This is a genomic window from Nonomuraea sp. LPB2021202275-12-8 (genome assembly GCF_037044575.1).
Classification (GTDB): domain Bacteria; phylum Actinomycetota; class Actinomycetes; order Streptosporangiales; family Streptosporangiaceae; genus Nonomuraea.
The window spans coordinates 151,081-170,948 of sequence record NZ_JBAHWD010000011.1 but is presented as its reverse complement, the minus strand read 5'-3'; the positions used below and the strand labels follow the sequence as shown (position 1 = coordinate 170,948).

The window sequence follows — 19,868 nt, the reverse complement described above, 5'->3', positions numbered from 1 at the left end:
GCTACCCTGCGTGAGAAATTGCATTCCACGACTGTGCCGATCCGTTTGAGAACGGGGAAGGAATTACGGCACACTGATGTTGTGAAAACAAGGAGCGAGCCCGACGCGGTGCGCGAAGAGGGTGGCGCCGCAAGGCAGGTCCCACGCGAAGCGACCGAGGAGTGGTGAGCGACCAGTGAAGCCAGTGCTCACGATCGAGCCAGGTAGCGAGCGCAGCACTCGCGCGCGCGTGGCCCGGCTCATTCTGGAGCACGGACCCATCGCCGCCGCGGCGCTGGGCGAGCGGCTCGGGCTCACGCCCGCCGCCGTCCGCCGTCACCTCGACGCGCTGCTGGCAGATGGGATGATAGAGCCTCGTACGGTGCGTCCGCGCGGTCAGCGCGGGCGCGGGCGACCGGCCAAGCTGTTCGCCATCACCGACGCGGGGCGCAGTGCTTTCGAGCACGCCTATGACGACCTGGCCGGCAGCGCGCTGCGCTTCCTGGCCGAGCGCATGGGCGAGGAAGCAGTGGCCGACTTCGCCCGCTCGCAGGTCTCGAGCCTGCTGACGCGGCTGGAGCCGGTCATGCGGACGGTGCCGGCTGACCAGCGCGTGCAGGTGCTGGCGCAGGCGCTGTCGGCAGAGGGCTACGCCGCCTCGGCCAGCAAGGCCAAGTCGGGCGGCGACCAGCTCTGCCAGCATCACTGCCCGGTGGCGCACGCGGCGGCGGAGTTCCCGCAGCTGTGTGAGGCCGAGACGGAGGCGTTCGCGCAGCTGCTCGGCACGCCGGTGCAGCGCCTGGCCACGATCGCGCACGGCGACGGGGTCTGCACCACGCATGTGAGCCCGCAATCGCTGGGTGATACCGCACATAGAGACAAGAGCAAGGAGACCGGAAGGTGACTGTCACCGACCGCCCGGAGCTGGAAGGCCTCGGGAATTACAAGTTCGGCTGGTCCGACTCGGATGTCGCCGGGGCGACGGCCAAGCGTGGCCTGTCCGAGGAGGTCGTCCGCAACATCTCCGCGCTGAAGAACGAGCCGGAGTGGATGCTCGACCTTCGCCTGAAGGGCCTCCGCCTGTTCCACAAGAAGCCGCTGCCGACCTGGGGCTCCGACCTCACGGGCATCGACTTCGACAACATCAAGTACTTCGTGCGCTCCACCGAGAAGCAGGCCGCTTCCTGGGACGAGCTGCCCGCCGACATCAAGAACACCTACGACAAGCTCGGCATCCCCGAGGCGGAGAAGCAGCGCCTCATCGCCGGCGTCGCCGCCCAGTACGAGTCCGAGGTCGTCTATCACAAGATCCGTGAGGACCTCGAGGAGAAGGGCGTCATCTTCGTCGACACCGACACGGGCCTGAAGGAGCACGAGGAGCTCTTCAAGGAGTACTTCGGCTCCGTCATCCCGGTCGGCGACAACAAGTTCGCCGCGCTCAACACCTCCGTGTGGTCCGGCGGCTCGTTCATCTACGTGCCCCCGAACGTCGAGGTCGAGATCCCGCTGCAGGCCTACTTCCGGATCAACACCGAGAACATGGGCCAGTTCGAGCGGACCCTGATCATCGTGGACGAGAACAGCTACGTCCACTACGTCGAGGGCTGCACCGCGCCCATCTACTCGTCCGACTCGCTGCACTCGGCGGTCGTCGAGATCATCGTGAAGAAGAACGCCCGCTGCCGTTACACGACCATCCAGAACTGGTCCAACAACGTCTACAACCTGGTCACCAAGCGCGCCGTCGCCTACGAGGGCGCGACCATGGAGTGGATCGACGGCAACATCGGCTCCAAGGTCACCATGAAGTACCCGGCCGTCTACCTGATGGGCGAGCACGCCAAGGGCGAGACGCTGAGCGTCGCGTTCGCCGGCGAGGGCCAGCACCAGGACGCCGGCTCCAAGATGGTGCACCTGGCGCCCAACACCAGCTCCAGCGTCATCTCCAAGTCGGTGGCGCGCGGCGGCGGCCGCACCTCCTACCGCGGTCTGGTGCAGATCGAGGAGGGCGCCCACGGCAGCGCCAGCACGGTCAAGTGCGACGCGCTGCTGGTCGACCAGATCAGCCGCTCCGACACCTACCCCTACGTCGACGTCCGCGAGGACGACGTCTCGATGGGGCACGAGGCCACGGTCTCCAAGGTGAGCGAGGACCAGCTGTTCTACCTCATGAGCCGCGGGCTCGGCGAGGACGAGGCGATGGCGATGATCGTGCGCGGCTTCGTGGAGCCGATCGCGCGTGAGCTGCCCATGGAGTACGCGCTCGAGCTCAACCGGCTGATCGAGCTGCAGATGGAAGGAGCCGTCGGCTGATGGGCCTGAACGAGAAGCCCCTGTCGACCCTGCACGAGCGGGCGTCCTACGACCTGGACGACTTCGAGGTCCCGACAGGGCGCGAAGAGGCGTGGCGCTTCACGCCGCTGTCGCGCCTGAAGGGCCTGCACACCGGCAAGGCCGCGCCCGAGGGCCACGTCGTGGTCGACGTGGACGCGGCGCCCGAGGTGACCGTGGAGACGGTCGGCCGCGACGACCCGCGCCTGGGCAAGGCCTACGTGCCCGCCGACCGGGTCAGCGCCCAGGCGTACAACAGCTTCGAGAAGGCGACCGTCATCACGGTGCCGCGCGAGGCCGTCACGTCCAAGCCGACCGTGCTCACCCTCACCGGCTCGGGTGACGGCGCCGCCTACGGCCACATCCTGGTCAAGGTGGAGCCGATGGCCGAGGCTCTGGTGGTGCTGGACCACAAGGGCAGCGCCGTCTACGCCGACAACGTCGAGTTCGTCGTCGGCGACGGAGCCACGCTCCGGGTCGTCAGCCTGCAGGACTGGGACGACGACGCCGTGCACGTCTCCCACCACCACGCCCAGCTCGCCAAGGACGCCTCCTTCCGCGGCTTCGTGGTGACCCTGGGCGGCGATCTCGTACGGCTGTCGCCCAGCGTCTCCTACACCGGCCCTGGCGGCGACGCCGACCTGGCCGGCGTCTACTTCGTGGACGCGGGCCAGCACCTGGAGCACCGCCTGCTGGTGGACCACTCCCAGCCCAACTGCAAGAGCAACGTCGACTACCGCGGCGCGCTGCAGGGCGAGCAGGCGCACGCCGTCTGGATCGGCGACGTGATCATCAGGGTCGAGGCCGAGGGCACCGACACCTACGAGCTCAACCGCAACCTGATCCTCACCGACGGCGCCCGCGCCGACTCGGTCCCCAATCTGGAGATCCTCACCGGCGAGGTCGCCGGCGCGGGTCACGCCTCGACGTCGGGCCGGCTCGACGACGAGCACATCTTCTACCTCCAGGCCCGTGGCATCCCCTTCGACGAGGCTCGCCGCCTGGTCATCCGGGGCTTCCTCGGCCAGCTCATCGAGAAGATCCAGATCGAGGAGATCCGTGACCGCGTGATGAGCGCGGTGGAGGCGGAGCTCGCACGATGAGTTACGAGAAGGTGTGCAAGGTGAGCGACATCCCCGACCAGGGGGTGATCGGCGTCGAGGTGGGCGAGACCCCCGTGGCGCTGGTGCGCAAGGGCGAGGAGGTCTTCGCCCTGCACGACGTCTGCTCACACGCCGAGGTGAAGCTCAGCGAGGGCGAGGTCTACAACGGCACGCTGGAGTGCTGGCTGCACGGCTCGTGCTTCGACATCCGCTCCGGCAAGCCCACCGGCCCGCCCGCGACCCAGCCCGTGAACGTCTACACAGTCAAGATCGACGGCGATGACGTACTCGTCTCGCTCTCGAAGGAGTCATAAAACACATGTCCACCCTTGAGATCCGTGACCTCCAGGTCGCCGTCGGGGACAAGCAGATCCTGAACGGCGTCAACCTGACCGTGAAGTCGGGCGAGACCCACGCCATCATGGGCCCCAACGGCTCCGGCAAGTCCACCCTCGCCTACGCCATCGCGGGCCACCCCAAGTACACGATCACCAGCGGCCAGGTGACGCTCGACGGCGTCGACCTGCTGGAGCTGACGGTCGACGAGCGCGCCCGCGCGGGCCTGTTCCTCGCCATGCAGTATCCGGTCGAGGTGCCCGGCGTCTCGGTGTCCAACTTCCTGCGCTCGGCCGTCACCGCCGTCCAGGGCGAGGCGCCCAAGCTGCGCCAGTTCGCCAAGGACCTCAAGGCCGGCATGGACGCCCTGGCCATCGACGCGGCCTTCGCCCAGCGCAACCTGAACGAGGGCTTCTCCGGCGGCGAGAAGAAGCGCCACGAGATCCTCCAGCTCGAGCTGCTCAAGCCGAAGATCGCGGTGCTCGACGAGACCGACTCCGGTCTCGACGTCGACGCGCTGCGCGTGGTGTCGGAGGGCGTCAACCGCTTCCGCGCCTCCGGCGACACGGGCGTGCTGCTGATCACCCACTACACCCGCATCCTGCGCTACGTGAAGCCCGACTTCGTGCACGTCTTCTCCGCCGGCAGGGTCGTCGAGGAGGGCGGGCCGGAGCTGGCCGACAAGCTCGAGGCCGAGGGCTACGAGCAGTACACGAAGGCATCTGCATGACTTCCAACAGCTTGGACGTGGAGAGGATCAGGAAGGACTTCCCGGTTCTCTCCCGCGAGCTGCCCGGCGGGCGTCCGCTCGTCTATCTCGACTCGGGCAACTCCTCACAGAAGCCCACACAGGTCATCGAGACCATGCGCGAGCACCTGGCGATGCACTACAGCAACGTCGGACGCGCCATGCACGTGCTGGGCTCGGAGTCCACCGAGGCGTTCGAAAGCGCCCGCGACAAGGTCGCCGCGTTCGTCGGCGCCCCGTCGCGCGACGAGGTGGTCTTCACCAAGAACGCCTCCGAGGCCCTCAACCTGGTCGCCTACTCCTTCGGCAACCCGGTCAACACCGACCCGCGCTTCACGCTGGGCCCCGGTGACGAGATCGTCATCTCGGAGATGGAGCACCACTCCAACATCGTGCCGTGGCAGCTGCTCGTGCAGCGCACCGGCGCGACGCTGAAGTGGTTCGGCGTCACCGACGACGGCCGGCTGGATCTGACCGGCATCTCCGAGCTGGTCACCGAGCGAACGAAGATCATTTCGATCGCCCATCAGTCGAACGTGCTCGGCACCGTCAACCCGGTCGCCGAGGTGCTGAAGCGGGCCCGCGAGGTGGGCGCGCTGGTGATGCTCGACGCCTCCCAGTCGGTCCCGCACCACCCCGTCAACGTCGCCGAGCTGGGCGTCGACTTCGTGGCCTTCACCGGCCACAAGATGGTCGGCCCCTCGGGCATCGGCGTGCTGTGGGGGCGCGGCGAGCTGCTGGAGGCGATGCCCCCGTTCATGGGTGGTGGCGAGATGATCGAGGCGGTCTGGATGGACCACTCGACCTACGCGCCGGTGCCCCACAAGTTCGAGGCGGGCACGCCGCCCATCGTCGAGGCCATCGGCCTCGGCGCCGCGGTCGACTATCTGACCGGGATCGGCATGGACGCGGTGGAGGCGCACGAGCGTGAGCTGACGGCCTACGCCCTCGACGCGCTGCGCGAGGTGCCCACGCTGCGCCTGATCGGCCCCGACTCGCTCGACCAGCGGGGCGGCACGCTGTCGTTCACGCTGGAGGGCATCCATCCGCACGACGTCGGCCAGATCCTCGACGACCAGTTCGGCGTCGCCGTGCGCGTCGGGCACCACTGCGCGCGCCCGCTCCATCTACGGTTCGGAATACCGGCGACCACGCGGGCGTCGTTCTATCTGTACAACACCACGGCTGAGATCGACGCCTTGGTGCGCGGCCTCCACCACGTTCAGAAGGTGTTCGCATAGCCATGATCGGCGAGTCGATGTACCAGGAACTGATCCTGGAGCACTACAAGCACCCGCAGGGGCGGGGGCTGCGCGAGCCGTACGACGCCGAGGTTCACCACGTGAACCCGACCTGCGGCGACGAGATCACCCTGCGCGTCAAGATGGGCGACGCGGGCAAGATCGAGGATGTCTCCTACGACGGCCAGGGCTGCTCGATCAGCCAGGCCGCGGCCTCCGTGCTGCACGAGCTGACCACCGGCTCGACGGTCGAGGAGTCGCTGTCCGTGGTCGACGAGTTCACCCGCCTGATGCAGGGCAGGGGAAAGGTGGAGGCCGACGAGGACGTGCTCGGCGACGCGGTCGCGTTCGCCGGGGTGGCCAAGTTCCCGGCGCGTGTTAAATGTGCGTTGCTTTCGTGGATGGCCTACAAGGACGCTGTTGTGAGGAGTGCTGCGCGATGAGCAAGCCGGTCGAGACCCCGATCGACTTCGACGGTGACGCCACCGTCGAGGAGGTGATGGAGGCGCTCAAGGACGTCGTGGACCCCGAGCTCGGCATCAACGTCGTTGACCTGGGGCTCATCTACGGCCTCAACCTGGACCCCGCCGACGGGGGCAAGCCCGTCGCCACCATCGACATGACGCTGACGAGCGCCGCCTGCCCGCTGACCGATGTCATCGAGGACCAGGCGCACTCCGCGCTCGACGGTATGGTCTCCGATGTGAAGATCAACTGGGTCTGGCTGCCCCCGTGGGGCCCGGACAAGATCACCGATGAGGGGCGTGAGCAGCTTCGTATGCTAGGCTTCAACGTCTGATCTTTTCAGACTGTACGGCTGGCGCCCGGCGTCAGCCGCTTCAGTGTGCCGGGAGATTCGAAAATTTCGAGACTCCGCACGGGGAATAGTCTTGATCCGCCCTGTGTTGGCACCTGAGGACACCTGACGCCTCATCGCGCGTCCCGCGCCGCCTGCGGCCGGCGCCCCAGGTGCGCCTCCCCTTCGCACCGCCCCCGTGGCGGGCGCACTGCAATGTGTACGGCAAAGTCGCCGTACGATCCTGGCTCGTCCTTTCGCAGAAGTGACGTGCCACTTCGACTGAAAGGCACGAATTTCGTGACCATGCTTGACGCTGTCCTGCCCGAAACGACCCCCGTGCAGGGCCCGTCCGAGTTCGAGCTGCTCGGCCTGCCCAAGCCGCTCGTCACCGGGCTGGCCAAGCAGGGCATCGACAGCCCGTTCCCCATCCAGAGCGCGACGATTCCCGACGTGCTCGCCGGCGCCGACGTCCTCGGACGCGGCCAGACCGGCTCAGGCAAGACCCTCGCCTTCGGCCTGCCCACCATGGCGCGGCTCGCGGGCGTGAGGCCGGCTCCCGGCCGCCCCCGCGCGATGATCCTCGTCCCCACCCGCGAGCTGGCTCTCCAGGTGCACGACGCCCTTGAGCCGCTCGGCCGCGGGCTCGGCCTGCGCATGAAGGTCGTCGTCGGCGGCATGTCCATGGGCAAGCAGATCGAGGCGCTGCGCCGCGGCGTCGACGTCGTCATCGCCACCCCCGGCCGGCTCGGCGACCTCATCCGCCAGGGTGAGTGCTCGCTCGGCGACGTCGAGGTCAGCGTCATCGACGAGGCCGACCACATGTGCGACCTCGGCTTCTTCCCCGTCGTCACCGAGCTGCTCGCGCAGACCCCGGCCGACGGGCAGCGGCTGCTGTTCTCCGCGACGCTCGACGGCGACGTGGACAAGCTCGTGCGGCGCTTCCTCAAGGACCCGATCACGCACTCCGTGGCTCCCGCGACCTCCCCGGTCGACACGATGGAGCACCACGTGGTGCAGGTCAGCCGCGACGACAAGTTCGACATCACGGCTGAGATCGCCAACCGTGAGGGCCGTACGATCATCTTCGTCCGCACCCAGCACGGCGTCGACCGCCTGTGCAAGCAGCTCGCCAGGGTCGGCGTGAAGTCCGGCGGCCTGCACGGCGGCAAGCGCCAGAACCAGCGGACCCGCATCCTGGCCGAGTTCCGCGAGGGCTCCGTCAACGTGCTCGTCTGCACCGACGTCGCCGCCCGCGGCATCCACGTCGACAACATCAGCCTGGTGCTGCACGTCGACCCGCCGCAGGACAGCAAGAGCTACCTGCACCGCGGCGGCCGCACGGCGCGCGCCGGCGAGAAGGGCACCGTCGTCACCCTGGTGCTGCCGAACGAGCGCCGCTCCACCGACGCGCTGACCAAGCGGGCGGGCATCCAGCCGTTCAGGCTGAAGGCCACCCCCGGTCACCCGCGCCTGGCGGAGTTCGCCGGGGCGCGGACGCCCAGTGGCGAGTCCGTCCCCGTCTGGGAGCCCGACGTCCGCAAGCCGCTGCGTGCCCGCCGCGAAGGCGGCCACGGCGGCTCCGACCGTCGCAACCGCAGGCCGCGCCGTGAGTTCGACGGTGGCGAGCGTCGCCCGCGCCGTCACGACGGCGGTGAGCGCCCTTTCGGGGGCGCGTCGGCTGACGACCGGCGTCCGCGCCGTCACGACGGTGGCGACCGCCCGTTCACGGCCGCTCCCGGCGAGGACCGTGACCGCCGCCCCGCCGGCGACCGCGGGTTCCGCCGTGACGACCGCGGCCAGCGTGGCGGCTTCCGCTCCGACGACCGTGGCGGCTTCAGCGGGGGCGACCGCCCCAGCGGCGACCGCTCCCGCGAGGGCGACCGCGGCACCGGTGGTTTCCGTGACGACCGCGGCCCGCGTGGCGGCGGCTTCCGTTCCGACGACCGGAGCCGCACGTCCGGCGACCGTGGCCGCCCGTTCTCGGCCGACCACGTCCGCTCCGACGACCGCCCGCGCGACGGCTACCGCTCCGGCGGCTCCCGTCCGGACGACCGCGGCCCCAGGGGCGGCTTCCGCTCCGACGACCGCGGCGCCACGGGCGCCCGCCGCAGCACGGGTGGCCGGCGCTTCGAGCGCTGATCGCTCCGGCGGCCGGCGCCTCCTGCGCTGACCGCCGTCTTCACGGCGCCGCCCGCCGTACCTCTTCGCAGGTACGGCGGGCGGCGCCGTTTTTCGTCCGTCCCGGTATGCGCTTCACCAACACCGGAGCATGAATCCGTCTGGTCTCGCCTGGCGGACGGGCGGCGTCGTTACGCGTCCGCGCAGACTAGGCTTGACTCGCACGTCAGCCGACCGACGAGAGAGATCATGAAGACCTTCGAAGAGCTGTTCGCCGAGCTGTCCGAGAAGGCGCAGACCCGGCCCGCGGGTTCGGGCACGGTGGCCGCGCTGGACGCTGGCGTCCATGCCATCGGCAAGAAGGTCGTGGAGGAGGCCGCCGAGAGCTGGATGGCGGCCGAGCACGAGTCGAGCGACCGGGCCGCCGAGGAGATCTCGCAGCTCCTCTACCACGTGCAGGTGCTCATGATCGCCCGGGGGATCGGGCTGGACGAGGTGTACAAGCATCTCTAGGGCGTCCCGCGCCCGCCTCCGCCCTCAGATCCCGCGAACATTGAGAACACCGAGGAACATACATGCTACGTCTGGCCGTACCCAACAAGGGCGCGCTCAGTGAGGCCGCCCAGGTCATGCTCAAGGAGGCCGGCTACCGGTCTCGCAGGGACAGCAAGGAGCTCGTCGTCGTCGACGAGGACAACGGCTGCGAGCTGTTCTTCCTGCGCCCCCGCGACATCGCCGTCTACGTCGGCGAGGGCACTCTCGACGTCGGCATCACCGGCAGGGACATGCTCATCGACTCCGGCGCGCCGGTCGAGGAGATCATGCCGCTCGGCTTCGGCGGCTCCACCTTCCGGCTCGCCGCCAACGCCGGCGTGATGACGTCCGTCAAGGACCTGCAGGGGCTGCGCGTGGCCACCTCCTACGCCGGCCTGCTCGACAAATACCTCTCCGATCAGGGCATCGACGCCCGCGTCATCAAGCTCGACGGCGCCGTCGAGACCGCCATCAGGCTCGGCGTCGCCGACGCGGTCGCCGACGTGGTGGAGACCGGCACGACCCTGCGCAACGTCGGCCTCGAGGTGTTCGGCGAGCCGATCATGCGCTCGGAGGCCGTGCTCATCAAGCGCCACAGCGCGCCCCAGGCGCAGGGCGTCGATCAGCTCGTCCGCCGCGTTCAGGGCGTCGTGCACGCCCGCGACTTCGTCATGATGGACTACGACATCCGCGCCGAGCGGATCGAGGAGGCCATCGCGCTCACCCCCGGCATGGAAGGACCCACGGTCTCGCCGCTGCACCGCGAGGGCTGGGTGGCCGTGCGCGCGATGGTCCGCCGCAAGGGCCACCAGCAGGTCATGGACAAGCTCTGGGACATCGGCGCGAGGGCCATCCTGGTCACCGACATCTACGCCTGCCGCCTCTGACAAACTGCCGCATCGAGGCCGTACGCCGGGCCCAGACACACGGGTGGCTCTAGTAACGCAGCTCGGCCAGGACCGCGTAGTGGTCGGAGGCCGGCTCGGGGCCGTCGCCGACGACCTCGCAGCGCACCGGGTGGCCCGCTCCGCCCGCTCGCGGCCAGGCGCTGAGCACGTAGTCGAAGCGGCGGTCCGGGTAGAGGCCGGGGCGGGCCCATGGATTGGCGTTGCTCCAGGTGTGGCCGGGGCCGCCGGCTCCGGCGACCTCCCAGCTGTCGTAGAAGACCACCCCGGGCACGGCGGGGGCGCTGCGGCCGGTCAGCATCCTGATCTCGTCGCTGTCCGGTGGCGCGTTGAAGTCGCCGCACACCACTGCCGGATGCCGCCGGGAGGCCGTCTCCGCCACGAACGCGCTCAGCGCCCGGACCTGCTCCTGGCGCAGCGCCGACTCGTCCAGCCGGAACGGGCCGAGGATGACGCTGAAGACCTGCAGCGGCCCGCGCGGCCCCGCCAGCTCGCAGAACAACGCGCTGCCCGGCATCGCGCCGCCCGGGAGCGAGCGTTCCTCCTGCCGGGTCACCGGCCAGCGCGACAGCACCGCGCACGGCACCTCGCCGGAGGAGGTGGCGGCGTGGTCGTGGCCGAGACCGGTGGCCTGGCCGGCCCACTCCTGCAGCGCGATCACGTCCGGCTCCAGCTCGCGCACGAGCGCGGCGATCCGCTCGGCGCGTTCGGCGTGCGGGCCGTACTCGCCCCAGACGTTCCACGTCAGCAGCCGCACCGTCGTGCCGATCAGCGGTCCATAGGGCTCGTCCCAGTTCATCCGAGCCCCTTCACCGCCGCGATCACCTGGTCCACCTGCTCCGGCGTGGTGACGATGCTGGTGCCGAAGCGCAGCAGCGAGGGCACGTAGGGGGTGGTGCTGGCGATGACCTTCTGCTGGTGCAGCCGGCCGACCGCCTCTTCCGGATTCATGCCCGCGATGGCACAGCAGACCAGGCCGGCCGACAGGTCGGGGGAGTCGGGAGTGGTCAGCGTGACGTGCGGGATGTCCCGCAGGCCCGCTTTGAGCCTCGTGGCCAGCTCCTGGGTGCGCTGCTGCACCCGGTCCTTGCCGATGGCGTCCATGAAGCCGAACGCCTGCGTCATCGCCCACCGGTGCTCGAACGCCTTGTAGCCGCCCGGCGTCACCAGCTCGGCGGTGGTCCGGCCCGGGGCGGCGCCGCTCTGCCAGGCGACGAAGGAGGGCCGGCCGAAGGCGGGCACGACAGGGGCGAGCGCGTCCCAGGCCCTGCCCCACAGGATGCCGGTGCCGCGCGGGCCGAACAGCCACTTGTGCGTGCCGCTGGCCAGGAAGTCGCAGCCGAGGTCGGCCACGCTGTCGGCCATCGCCCCGAACCCGTGCACCCCGTCCACGCACAGCAGCGCCCTGTCCTGCTCGTCGCGGGACTTGTTGGCCTCCGCCAGCATGTCGGCGATGGCTCTGATGGGCAGGCGGACGCCGGTGCTGGAGTGCACCCAGGTGACCGCGACCACCCGGGTGCGCGGGCCGAGGCCCGCCTTGAGGGCGCTGACGATCCGGTCGGCCGAGGCGCGCGCCGGGTCGTCGTACAGCCTCACCCGGCGCACCCGCGCCCCGGTGCGCTCGGCCAGCAGCCGCAGGCCCTCGTGGGTGGCCAGGAAGTCGTGCTCGGTGGTGAGCACGTCCTGCCCCTGCTTCAGCTTGAGGCCGGAGTAGAGCAGGCCGAGGCCCATCGTGGTGCTGTCGGTCAGGGCGATGTCGGTGGACTCGGCGTCGAGGTGGCGCGCGGCCGCGTCCAGGACGGTCCCGTCGGGGTGGGGGTCGTCCTTGGGGAGGTAGTGGGGGTCGGCGTCCAGGCCGGCGCGGTGCTTCTGGACGGCCTCGCGCACCATGGCGGGCGCGGGCGCCAGGACGAACGCCGCGAACTGCCCGAAGGCCTGATCGAAGGCGAACTGCGCCCGCACGGACGCCCAGTCCTGGGGATCGAAGGGCGGCGCCTGCTTGGGGGTGGCGGGGGGCGGGGAGGAGGTGCACGCGGCCACTCCCGCAAGCATTCCCGTGCCGAGCAGGGCCCGTCTGTTCAGCTGCCGAGTCACGCCTCCCTTCCTACCCCGGCCCCGGTCCCCGTGCCCAGGGAGCGCGCCGAGTCGTTACGCGCTCTCAGCCTCGGGCGGAGGCCACCTGCCGGATCAGATCCGACACCCGGACGATCCCCAGGCAGCGGTTGAGCTCGTCGGTGACCACCAGGTCGTCGTAGACGCGCACCGCGTCCCGGCCCGCCACCTGCATCGCCGCGACGGCCGGAGTGGTCCTCGGCACCGTGCGCGGCGCGTCGGCCAGCCGCCGCGCCGGCTTCGAGCCGTGCAGCGCGTGTCCGTAGCGGGAGGCGATCGACAGCAGGAACCGGCCGCGGTCCAAACTGCCCTCGGGGCGCTGGTACTCGTCCACCAGGATCACGCTGGTGATCGTCGGCTCGTGGCCGAAGGCCGCCACCGCCTCCTCGGCCTTCGCGGCGGCGGGCAGCGTCACCGCCGGCAGCAGCAGCTCCTGCACGCGCGGACCGAGCAGGCCGGTGTCAGGCGACTCGAAGGCCGGCGGCAACGGCACCCGCACCCGCCCGTCCGGGCCCGGGGCCAGCAACGGCCCGTGCGCCAGCCGCACCCCCTGGCCGCGCGCCGTGGCGAGCTCCGCCTCGTCCGCGATCCCGGGCGCCAGCACGTGTGCGCCGACCCCGCGCGCCAGCATCGCGACCGCCCGCGCCACCGACGCCGCCCGGTGGTCGCGCGGCGCCCGCGCGACCACCTCGGGGGCCAGCTCCACCAGGTACGGCGCGGCGTCCGCGATCAGATCCAGCGGTACGCTCTGCGCGCCGGCGCCGCCGAACCCGAGCAGGTAGCCCAGATTGCGCAGGCCGTCGAGCGCCACCTTGAGCACCGGCCGATCGTCGACGCCGCACGAGCCGTGCAGCAGGAGGATGGCCTCGCGCGGATGCCGGCCGGCGCGGCGCAGCGCCTCGTGCAGCGGCACCAGCGCGCCGGCGCCGGCCAGCACCACCCGCAGGGGCAGCTCCAGCACCATGGGCATCGGGGCCGCCCGGAGGTGGCCGGAGGCGTCCAGCGCCGCGGGGCGGGCGATGACGGCTCCGGTTTCGAGATCCACGACGGGGCCGGTGAGCAGGGAGGACACGTAGCGATGATGGTGGCGGCATAGCCGTTGCGACACCCTCGCGAAACGAAGTTCACCGACATTTCCCGCTGTATTCCGCACCCTGCCGGAGGGGACGCGGGCGTTCACGGGCCGGCCTTGCGGACCTCGCGGGAGGGGGAGGGCCGTGCTCATGGGCTAGCCTTCGGGCATGAGCGCGCGACCGGCCAAGGGCGGTGGCCGGTGGGTGTCGGTGCCGCCGGAGCGGGTGCACCCGTGGATCGACGGGTTCGCCGGGCGGCACGGTCCGTTCGAGGCCTCCGGTGACGAGCGGATGGTGCGCCTGGTGGCCGCCGACGGGGCCGTGGCCGAGCTGCACGTGCCCTTCCCGCCCATGAGGCCCGGGCCGCCGCACGTCACCCGGCTGGTCGAGCATGCCGGGGCCGAGCGGCGGGTGGGCGTGGTGCTGGTGAGGCTCGGCGGCTACGCGGCCGGCGTCTTCCACGGGAGCGGGCTGGTGGCCTCCAAGGTCGGCTCGCGCCTGGTCCAGGGGCGTACGGCGGCGGGCGGGTGGTCGCAGCAGCGCTTCGCCCGACGCAGGGAGAACCAGGCCGGCAAGGCGTTCGAGGTGGCGGCCGAGACGGCGCTGCGCGTGCTGTCGCCGCACCTGGGGGAGCTCGACGCGGTGGTGTTCGGCGGTGACCGCAAGGCGGTGGACTCCCTGCGGTCCGACCGCCGGCTGGCACCGCTGCTCGCGCTGGAGGCGGAGCCGTTCCTCGTCGTGCCGGATCCCAGGCTGGCGGTGCTGCGGGAGACTCCGGGACTGTTCCGGGCGGTCAGGATCCGGGTGGTCGATCCCGGCTGACACGCCGCGCGTCCCGGTGGCCGAGGCCCCGACGAGACGCCTAGCGAGGGCGGGCGGAAGCCTCGGGGGCCGCGACGTCGAAGGCGGTGGCGTGGTCGGCGAGGAAGGCCGACAGAGGGCGCGGCGGGCGGCCGGTGAGGTCCTCGACCGCGGTCGTGACCGAGGACCAGTCGGCCTCGCCCATGTCCGCCATGAGGGCCGCCAGGGCGTGGGCGAACTGCTCCGGCATGCCGGAGGCCGCCAGGTGGGCGGTCATGGCGGGGACCGGGAGGTCGACGTAGGACACTGGGCCGCCCACGGCGGAGGAGATCGCCGCGGCGATCTCCTCGTGCGTCAGGGACTCGGGGCCGGTGAGGGGGTGGTCGGCGCTCGCCGCGACCGGGCGCGTCAGGATCGCCGCCGCCACGTCGGCGATGTCGCGCGTGTCGATGTAGTTGATCCGTGCCGAGCCGTACGAGCCGTGGAAACGGCCGGCCCGCACCTCGGTGAGCAGGTTCTGCATGAAGCCGCTCGGCTGCAGGATGGCGTACGGGACGCCGGAGCTCCTGAGGTGGGCGTCGATGCGGCCGTGCATGTCTCCGCCGAGGGGAGCGCCGGGGCCGGCGCCGCGGACCGAGACGGTGACGATCTGCGCGGCGTCCGCCTTCCTCGCGAGGTCGATCACGGCGCGGTGGGCGTCCACGACTCCTGGCCACAGGGAGCTGTTGAGGAAGAGGCGGTCGCCCGGCGAGAGGATCCCGCCGATCGTCTCCGGCCGCTCGAAGTCGCCGATGATCTGCTCGCAGTCGAGGTCGGCGGGGCGGCGGACCACGGCCACGACCTCCTCGCCGGTGAGCCGCCCGACGAGGGCCCTGCCTATCGAGCCGGTGGCGCCGGTGATCACGATCATGATAGAGCTCCTAAGCGGACGAAGAGATTCCGGTTGCGTCAACGTACATCAACCGGAATGTCGTCGTCCACTTGTGGCCGGGTACGCTCGACGCAGATACGTCGTCCATCAGGGAGTGGCCCGTGCGCGCGGACGCCAGGCGCAACCTCGACAAGATCGTCGAAGCGGCCGCGGCCGTGATGGCCGAGCGCGGCGCGGGGGCGCCCATGGAGCTGATCGCCCGCCGCGCGGGCGTCGGCGTCGGCACCCTCTACCGCCGCTTCCCCGACCGCAACGCGCTGATCGCCGCCATGGGCCAGCACTACGTCCACTCGCTGGCCGAAGCCCTGGACCGGGCGGCCGAGCGGGCGCCCGACGCGTGGAGCGGGCTGCGCGAGTTCGTACTGTGGGCGGGCGACCCCGGCCGGGGCGCGCTCGCCGCCGCGCTGGCGGAGCTGCCGGACGAGACGTTCCTGAACATGGCGGAGTTCGCCCGCACCCGCCGGCGGTGGCTGGAGCGGCTCGACGGGCTCGTGCGCAGGGCGCAGGCCGACGGAAGGATGCGGCCGGACGTCGGCACCGAGGACGTGGTGTCGCTGATGAACCTGTTCGCCTGCCATCCGGACTCGCTGCCGCCGCACGTCGCGGAGCGGCCCGCGAGGTTCCTCGGGCTCATGCTCGACGGCATGAAGGCCGAGGCGGCCGAAGCGGCCGGAGACGGTCCGGGCGGCACCGGGATGGTCACAGGATCCTCACGTGTTTGAGACGATTCAAAAAAATCTTGGTAACCGCTATGCTGTACGCGTTCACAGCGGCTCGGCTCGTGAGGATCAATGGGGACCAGGAGCATCAAGGAGGTCGCGCAGCTGGCGCGGGTCTCGGTCGGCACGGTCAGCAACGTGCTCAACCGTCCCGAGATCGTCTCGCCCGCCACGCGTGAGCGGGTCTTCAAAGCGATCCGCGAGCTGGGCTTCGTCCGCAACGAGGTGGCCCGCCACCTGCGGGTGGGGCGCAGCCGCACGGTCGGCCTGGTGGTCCTCGACGTGTCCAACCCCTTCTTCGCCGACGTCGCCCAGGGCGCCGAGGCGCTGGCCGACGAGCACGACACGATGATGGTGCTCTGCAACAGCGCCGCCGACCCCACCCGCGAGAGCCGCCATCTCGACCAGCTGGAGCAGCAGCGGGTGCTGGGCATCCTGATCACGCCGGTCGACGCGGCGAGCCCGCGCCTGGCCGAGCTGACCGCCAGGGGCACGCCGGTGGTGCTCGTCGACAGCGCCGCCACCGGGATGCAGTGCTCGGTGGCGGTCGACGACCGGCTCGGCGGTCACGTGGCCGGGGCGCACCTGATGGATCGGGGGCACCGGCGCATCGCGTTCGTCGGCGGCCCGCTGGCGATCAAACAGGTGGCCGACCGCCACGCGGGCATCCGCGGCGCGGTCGACGCGGCGGGCGACGGGGTCGAGCTGGTCGACTGCCGCACCCCCACGCTGAGCGTCGCCGCCGGGCGGGACGCCGGCGAGCGCCTGGCGGCGCTGCCCGAGGGCCAGCGGCCCACGGCGGCCTTCTGCGCCAACGACCTGCTGGCCCTCGGATTCCTGCAGGCCATGGCGGTGCGCGGGCTGCGCGTGCCCGAGGACATGGCCATCGTCGGCTACGACGACATCGACTTCGCCGCCGCCGCGGCGGTCCCGCTCTCGTCGGTGCGCCAGCCGCGCGAGCTGCTCGGCCGCACCGCCATCGAGCTGCTGCTCGAAGAGGTCGGCTCGCCCGAGCAGCATCGGCACAGGCAGGTCATCTTCCAGCCCGACCTGGTCGTGCGCGAGTCCAGCGAGCCGCGCAGGAGCGACTGAGGCGCCACCGAGCCGCGCGGAGCGGCCTAGGAGTGACACCGTTGATCGAGATCTACCGCAACCCGCTCGCGAGCCCCGAGGACCTGGCCGGGTTCCGGCTGGAGGGACGGGGGGCGCTCTCCTATCCCATGGGCCGGTTGCGGCTGGAGAGCACGCGGCCGCCGTCCGACGGGCAGGCGGCCAACCTGGTGCTGTGGTGCCCGGAGGACTTCCCGGCCGACGTGCGGATCGAGTGGGACTTCTGGCCGGTCAGGGAGCCGGGGCTGTGCGTCATGTTCTTCCATGCCCGCGGCAGGGGCGGGGAGGACCTGTTCGACCCGGGCCTGGCGGTGCGCGACGGGCCGTACGAGCAGTATCACCACGGCGACATCGACGCCTACCACGTCTCCTACTTCCGGCGCAGGTGGCCGGCCGAGCGGTCGCTGCACACCTGCAACCTGCGCAAGAGCCACGGGTTCCACCTGGTCGCCCAGGGCGCGGACCCGCTGCCGGGGGTGCTCGACGCCGACGGTCCCTACGCCGTCGCGATCGACGTCAGAGGCGGGGAGATCACCTTCTCCATCAACGAGCTGACCTCGCTGCGATGGGTGGACGACGGCGGTGTGGGAGGCCCCTCGTTGTCCGGCGGCAAGATTGGTTTCAGGCAGATGGCGCCCCTGATTGGGGAGTATGCGAATCTGAGGGTTTTGCGTCATTGACTTTGAGTCGATTCAACACTACTTTCGCAGAAACCAACCGCCGTTCACCCCCGTGTAACAGGGCAGGAACCACGGTGCAACACTCACCCCCCTGTCCGTGCGCACGCCGCGAGATTGTTGCCGGATGAGCACACCCTTCGCCTCCACCAGGATCTATACCGCCTGCTCAGAGGTGGTCTGGATGGCACAACTGAACCTGCTCTGGATCGTGTTCACGCTCGCCGGCGGCGTGCTTTTCGGACTCGGGCCGGCCACTGTAGCCGCGTACACGCTGGCCAGGCGGCATGCTCGGGGTGAATCGATTCACGCCTGGACCGAATTCTGGCACGTCTACCGGCGTGAATTCGTCCGCGGCTCGCTGCTGATCCTGCCGGTGGCGGCACTCGCCACCGTCCTGTTCGGCAACTACCTCTACCTCTCCGCTCTCGGCCCCGGCTCGGGAGCGCTGCGGATGGCGACCTTCGTGGCGCTCCTCGCGCTGGCCGGCGTGGGGACCTACCTGGGCCCGCTCTACGCGCACTACGACCTGCCGTTGCGGGCCTACCTTCCGAAGGCGTCGCTGCTGGCGCTGACGCGTCCAGCCGCGTCCGTGCTGATGCTGTTCGTGCTCTCGGCCATCGCCTTCGCGACCGCGGCGGCTCCCTTCCTCGCTCCGGTGATCAGCGTCGGTGCCTGGATCTCTCTCAACACGTGGCTCTGCCAGCGCTTCTTCCAGGAGAACGAGGCGCGCCTGCATCCGAAAGGGAACTCATGAGCGCATCCCGTCGCCGGCTCGTCGCCGGTGTGTTAACGCTAACGACCGCCTTGCTCGCCTCTGCCTGCTCGGGCGGCGAACCGAGCCAGAGCGACAGCGACACGCTGACCATGATGGTCCCGCTGTTCGGCACCGCGCCCGACCCTCAGGGCGAGATGCACCAGGCCGTCGAGAAGCTCCTGGGCAAGAAGCTCAAGATCACCTGGGTGCCCAACGCCGACTACAGCGACAAGACGAACGTCACGCTCGCCTCCGACAGCATCCCGCAGGTCATGGTCGTCCAGGGCAAGGTGCCGTCGTTCGTCCAGGCCGCCCAGGCGGGGGCGTTCTGGGACCTGACCGGCAAGCTGGACAAGTACCCGAACCTCAAGCCCGAGTCCGAGCAGACCCAGCTCAACTCCTCGATCAACGGCAAGGTCTACGGCATCTACCGGGTCCGTCCGCTGCTGCGCTCGGCGGTGGTCATCCGCAAGGACTGGCTGAAGAACGTCGGCCTGGAGATGCCCAAGACCACCGACGACCTCTACGAGGTGGCCAAGGCGTTCACCGAGAAGGACCCCGACGGCAACGGCAAGAAGGACACCTACGGCCTGATCCTGCCGAAGTGGCCCACCCCCGTCTACGCCAGCTCCAGCCCGTACAACGTGATCGAGACCTGGTTCGGCGCGCCGAACGGCTGGGGTGAGCGGGGCGGCAAGCTGGTGCCCGCCTTCGACACCGAGGAGTTCGTCGCCGCGACCAAGTACGTCAAGAGGATGGTCGACGAGGGCCTGGTCAACCCGGACTTCGCCACCCTCGACGCGGGCAAGTGGAACGACCCGTTCGTCCAGGGCAAGGGCGGCATGATCATCGACGTCAACGTGCGCGCCACCGAGCTGTACACGCTGCTCAAGGAGAAGGACCCGGAGGGCTACGAGGACAAGCTCGGCATGTTCGGCAACCTCTCGCGTCCCGACGGCCAGAAGTTCTCCCACCCGTTCACCGGCTACAACGGCTTCCTGGCCATCTCCAAGCAGAGCGTGCAGACCGAGGAGCAGCTCGACCAGGTGCTGAAGGTCCTGGACACGCTCGCCGGCGACCCTGGCCAGATCCTGCTCAGCAACGGGATCGAGGGGCGCAACTTCAAGCTCGAGAACAACTTCGCGGTGCCGATCAACCAGGAGGACCCGAAGATCAAGGTTCTGGAGAACGACCTCGACTTCGCCTTCATCCAGCTCGGCACCAGGGCCACCGTCGGCATGGGCGTCTACGACGCCATGCCCAACAGTGAGGCCGAGCGGGAGAACCTCAGGCTGCGCAAGGAGCTCACGGAGCTCGACCTGCAGACGGCCGTGCACGACCCGACCCTCGCGGTGGTCTCGCCCACCTACGTGAGCAAGGGCGCGACGCTCGACCCGATCGTCACCGACGCCCGGATCAAGTTCCTGGCCGGCGACATCACCGAGGAGCAGCTCAAGGCCGAGATCAAGCGCTGGTACGACAGCGGCGGCACCCAGGTCGCGGCCGAGATCAACGACCTGCACTCCAAGCTCGGCAGCTGACCGGCCTCTCAGGGGCCCGGTGACACCCGGGCCCCTGCTACGAAAGGAGGCCG

The 19,868-nt window shown here is 70.3% G+C and carries 21 protein-coding genes; 17 read left to right on the top strand and 4 right to left on the bottom strand.

Annotated elements, in window-relative coordinates; translation table 11 throughout:
- Positions 1-184: 184 nt before the first annotated feature.
- The 11 genes from V5E28_RS22180 (at position 185) to hisG (ending at position 10,076) form a co-directional block, all read left to right on the top strand.
- Positions 185-883, top strand: coding sequence for a helix-turn-helix transcriptional regulator (locus V5E28_RS22180; protein ID WP_336209001.1), 699 nt, complete (start codon positions 185-187; stop codon positions 881-883).
- Positions 880-2,292 carry a Fe-S cluster assembly protein SufB gene (gene sufB, locus V5E28_RS22175; protein ID WP_336208924.1) on the top strand — a complete coding sequence of 471 codons (1,413 nt, stop codon included), beginning with the start codon at positions 880-882 and terminating at the stop codon, positions 2,290-2,292. Before V5E28_RS22180 ends, sufB begins: the two co-directional genes overlap by 4 nt.
- On the top strand, positions 2,292-3,413 hold the full coding sequence (gene sufD / locus V5E28_RS22170; RefSeq protein WP_336208923.1) for a Fe-S cluster assembly protein SufD: 1,122 nt from the start codon (positions 2,292-2,294) through the stop codon (positions 3,411-3,413). The genes sufB and sufD overlap by 1 nt, the downstream gene beginning before the upstream one ends.
- Positions 3,410-3,727: a Rieske (2Fe-2S) protein gene (locus V5E28_RS22165; protein WP_336208922.1), complete on the top strand. Its 318-nt coding sequence runs from the start codon at positions 3,410-3,412 to the stop codon at positions 3,725-3,727. The genes sufD and V5E28_RS22165 overlap by 4 nt, the downstream gene beginning before the upstream one ends.
- 5 nt (positions 3,728-3,732) lie before the next feature.
- Complete coding sequence (gene sufC / locus V5E28_RS22160; protein ID WP_336208921.1) at positions 3,733-4,479, top strand: Fe-S cluster assembly ATPase SufC; 747 nt, start codon at positions 3,733-3,735, stop codon at positions 4,477-4,479.
- The gene (locus V5E28_RS22155; protein WP_336208920.1) at positions 4,476-5,738 is read left to right on the top strand and encodes a cysteine desulfurase; all 1,263 of its coding nucleotides are present in this window, start codon (positions 4,476-4,478) and stop codon (positions 5,736-5,738) included. The genes sufC and V5E28_RS22155 overlap by 4 nt, the downstream gene beginning before the upstream one ends.
- Before the next feature lie 2 nt (positions 5,739-5,740).
- On the top strand, positions 5,741-6,181 hold the full coding sequence (sufU, locus tag V5E28_RS22150; RefSeq protein WP_336208919.1) for a Fe-S cluster assembly sulfur transfer protein SufU: 441 nt from the start codon (positions 5,741-5,743) through the stop codon (positions 6,179-6,181).
- Complete coding sequence (locus V5E28_RS22145; protein ID WP_336208918.1) at positions 6,178-6,537, top strand: metal-sulfur cluster assembly factor; 360 nt, start codon at positions 6,178-6,180, stop codon at positions 6,535-6,537. Before sufU ends, V5E28_RS22145 begins: the two co-directional genes overlap by 4 nt.
- 303 nt (positions 6,538-6,840) lie before the next feature.
- Positions 6,841-8,676, top strand: coding sequence for a DEAD/DEAH box helicase (locus tag V5E28_RS22140; protein WP_336208917.1), 1,836 nt, complete (start codon positions 6,841-6,843; stop codon positions 8,674-8,676).
- A gap of 228 nt (positions 8,677-8,904) precedes the next feature.
- Entirely contained in the window at positions 8,905-9,168 is a 264-nt protein-coding gene (locus tag V5E28_RS22135) for a phosphoribosyl-ATP diphosphatase (RefSeq protein WP_336208916.1), read from the top strand.
- A gap of 62 nt (positions 9,169-9,230) precedes the next feature.
- Positions 9,231-10,076 carry an ATP phosphoribosyltransferase gene (hisG, locus tag V5E28_RS22130; RefSeq protein WP_336208915.1) on the top strand — a complete coding sequence of 282 codons (846 nt, stop codon included), beginning with the start codon at positions 9,231-9,233 and terminating at the stop codon, positions 10,074-10,076.
- A gap of 49 nt (positions 10,077-10,125) precedes the next feature.
- Here hisG and V5E28_RS22125 read toward each other — a convergent pair whose 3' ends face one another.
- The 3 genes from V5E28_RS22125 to V5E28_RS22115 form a co-directional block, all read right to left on the bottom strand.
- A complete protein-coding gene (locus V5E28_RS22125; RefSeq protein ID WP_336208914.1) occupies positions 10,126-10,893 on the bottom strand; it encodes an endonuclease/exonuclease/phosphatase family protein in 768 nt (255 codons plus the stop codon).
- Entirely contained in the window at positions 10,890-12,188 is a 1,299-nt protein-coding gene (locus V5E28_RS22120) for an aminotransferase class V-fold PLP-dependent enzyme (protein ID WP_336208913.1), read from the bottom strand. Before V5E28_RS22120 ends, V5E28_RS22125 begins: the two co-directional genes overlap by 4 nt.
- 64 nt (positions 12,189-12,252) lie before the next feature.
- Positions 12,253-13,278 (bottom strand): EAL domain-containing protein, encoded by a 1,026-nt coding sequence (locus V5E28_RS22115; RefSeq protein ID WP_336208912.1) that lies wholly within the window; start codon positions 13,276-13,278, stop codon positions 12,253-12,255.
- A gap of 169 nt (positions 13,279-13,447) precedes the next feature.
- Between V5E28_RS22115 and V5E28_RS22110 the strand changes: the two genes are divergently transcribed.
- Complete coding sequence (locus tag V5E28_RS22110; RefSeq protein ID WP_336208911.1) at positions 13,448-14,101, top strand: acVLRF1 family peptidyl-tRNA hydrolase; 654 nt, start codon at positions 13,448-13,450, stop codon at positions 14,099-14,101.
- Positions 14,102-14,141: 40 nt separating this feature from the next.
- On the opposite strand, the gene V5E28_RS22105 is transcribed toward V5E28_RS22110, so the two are convergent.
- Positions 14,142-14,990 (bottom strand): NAD(P)H-binding protein, encoded by an 849-nt coding sequence (locus tag V5E28_RS22105; protein ID WP_336208910.1) that lies wholly within the window; start codon positions 14,988-14,990, stop codon positions 14,142-14,144.
- A gap of 122 nt (positions 14,991-15,112) precedes the next feature.
- On the opposite strand from V5E28_RS22105, the gene V5E28_RS22100 reads away from it, so the two are divergent.
- The 5 genes from V5E28_RS22100 to V5E28_RS22080 all read left to right on the top strand — a co-directional run bounded on the left by V5E28_RS22100 (position 15,113) and on the right by V5E28_RS22080 (position 19,815).
- Positions 15,113-15,733: a TetR/AcrR family transcriptional regulator gene (locus V5E28_RS22100; protein WP_336208909.1), complete on the top strand. Its 621-nt coding sequence runs from the start codon at positions 15,113-15,115 to the stop codon at positions 15,731-15,733.
- 69 nt (positions 15,734-15,802) lie between these two features.
- Positions 15,803-16,822, top strand: a complete 1,020-nt coding sequence (locus V5E28_RS22095) for a LacI family DNA-binding transcriptional regulator (RefSeq protein WP_336208908.1) — start codon at positions 15,803-15,805, stop codon at positions 16,820-16,822.
- A 41-nt stretch (positions 16,823-16,863) separates the two neighbouring features.
- Positions 16,864-17,520, top strand: coding sequence for a DUF1961 family protein (locus V5E28_RS22090; RefSeq protein ID WP_336208907.1), 657 nt, complete (start codon positions 16,864-16,866; stop codon positions 17,518-17,520).
- 181 nt (positions 17,521-17,701) lie between these two features.
- The gene (locus V5E28_RS22085; RefSeq protein WP_336208906.1) at positions 17,702-18,274 is read left to right on the top strand and encodes a YesL family protein; all 573 of its coding nucleotides are present in this window, start codon (positions 17,702-17,704) and stop codon (positions 18,272-18,274) included.
- A 50-nt stretch (positions 18,275-18,324) separates the two neighbouring features.
- Entirely contained in the window at positions 18,325-19,815 is a 1,491-nt protein-coding gene (locus V5E28_RS22080; protein ID WP_336208905.1) for an extracellular solute-binding protein, read from the top strand.
- Positions 19,816-19,868 lie beyond the last annotated feature (53 nt).

What these genes read in the sequence shown, in the direction of transcription:
- sufD (WP_336208923.1), top strand. Translation starts at nt 2,292, where the DNA reads ATGGGCCTGAACGAGAAGCCCCTGTCGACCCTGCACGAGCGGGCGTCC.
- V5E28_RS22165 (WP_336208922.1), top strand. Translation starts at nt 3,410, where the DNA reads ATGAGTTACGAGAAGGTGTGCAAGGTGAGCGACATCCCCGACCAGGGG.
- sufC (WP_336208921.1), top strand. Translation starts at nt 3,733, where the DNA reads ATGTCCACCCTTGAGATCCGTGACCTCCAGGTCGCCGTCGGGGACAAG.
- V5E28_RS22155 (WP_336208920.1), top strand. Translation starts at nt 4,476, where the DNA reads ATGACTTCCAACAGCTTGGACGTGGAGAGGATCAGGAAGGACTTCCCG.
- sufU (WP_336208919.1), top strand. Translation starts at nt 5,741, where the DNA reads ATGATCGGCGAGTCGATGTACCAGGAACTGATCCTGGAGCACTACAAG.
- V5E28_RS22145 (WP_336208918.1), top strand. Translation starts at nt 6,178, where the DNA reads ATGAGCAAGCCGGTCGAGACCCCGATCGACTTCGACGGTGACGCCACC.
- V5E28_RS22140 (WP_336208917.1), top strand. Translation starts at nt 6,841, where the DNA reads ATGCTTGACGCTGTCCTGCCCGAAACGACCCCCGTGCAGGGCCCGTCC.
- V5E28_RS22135 (WP_336208916.1), top strand. Translation starts at nt 8,905, where the DNA reads ATGAAGACCTTCGAAGAGCTGTTCGCCGAGCTGTCCGAGAAGGCGCAG.
- hisG (WP_336208915.1), top strand. Translation starts at nt 9,231, where the DNA reads ATGCTACGTCTGGCCGTACCCAACAAGGGCGCGCTCAGTGAGGCCGCC.
- V5E28_RS22125 (WP_336208914.1), bottom strand. Translation starts at nt 10,893, where the DNA reads ATGAACTGGGACGAGCCCTATGGACCGCTGATCGGCACGACGGTGCGG.
- V5E28_RS22110 (WP_336208911.1), top strand. Translation starts at nt 13,448, where the DNA reads ATGAGCGCGCGACCGGCCAAGGGCGGTGGCCGGTGGGTGTCGGTGCCG.
- V5E28_RS22105 (WP_336208910.1), bottom strand. Translation starts at nt 14,990, where the DNA reads ATGATCGTGATCACCGGCGCCACCGGCTCGATAGGCAGGGCCCTCGTC.
- V5E28_RS22095 (WP_336208908.1), top strand. Translation starts at nt 15,803, where the DNA reads ATGGGGACCAGGAGCATCAAGGAGGTCGCGCAGCTGGCGCGGGTCTCG.
- V5E28_RS22085 (WP_336208906.1), top strand. Translation starts at nt 17,702, where the DNA reads ATGGCACAACTGAACCTGCTCTGGATCGTGTTCACGCTCGCCGGCGGC.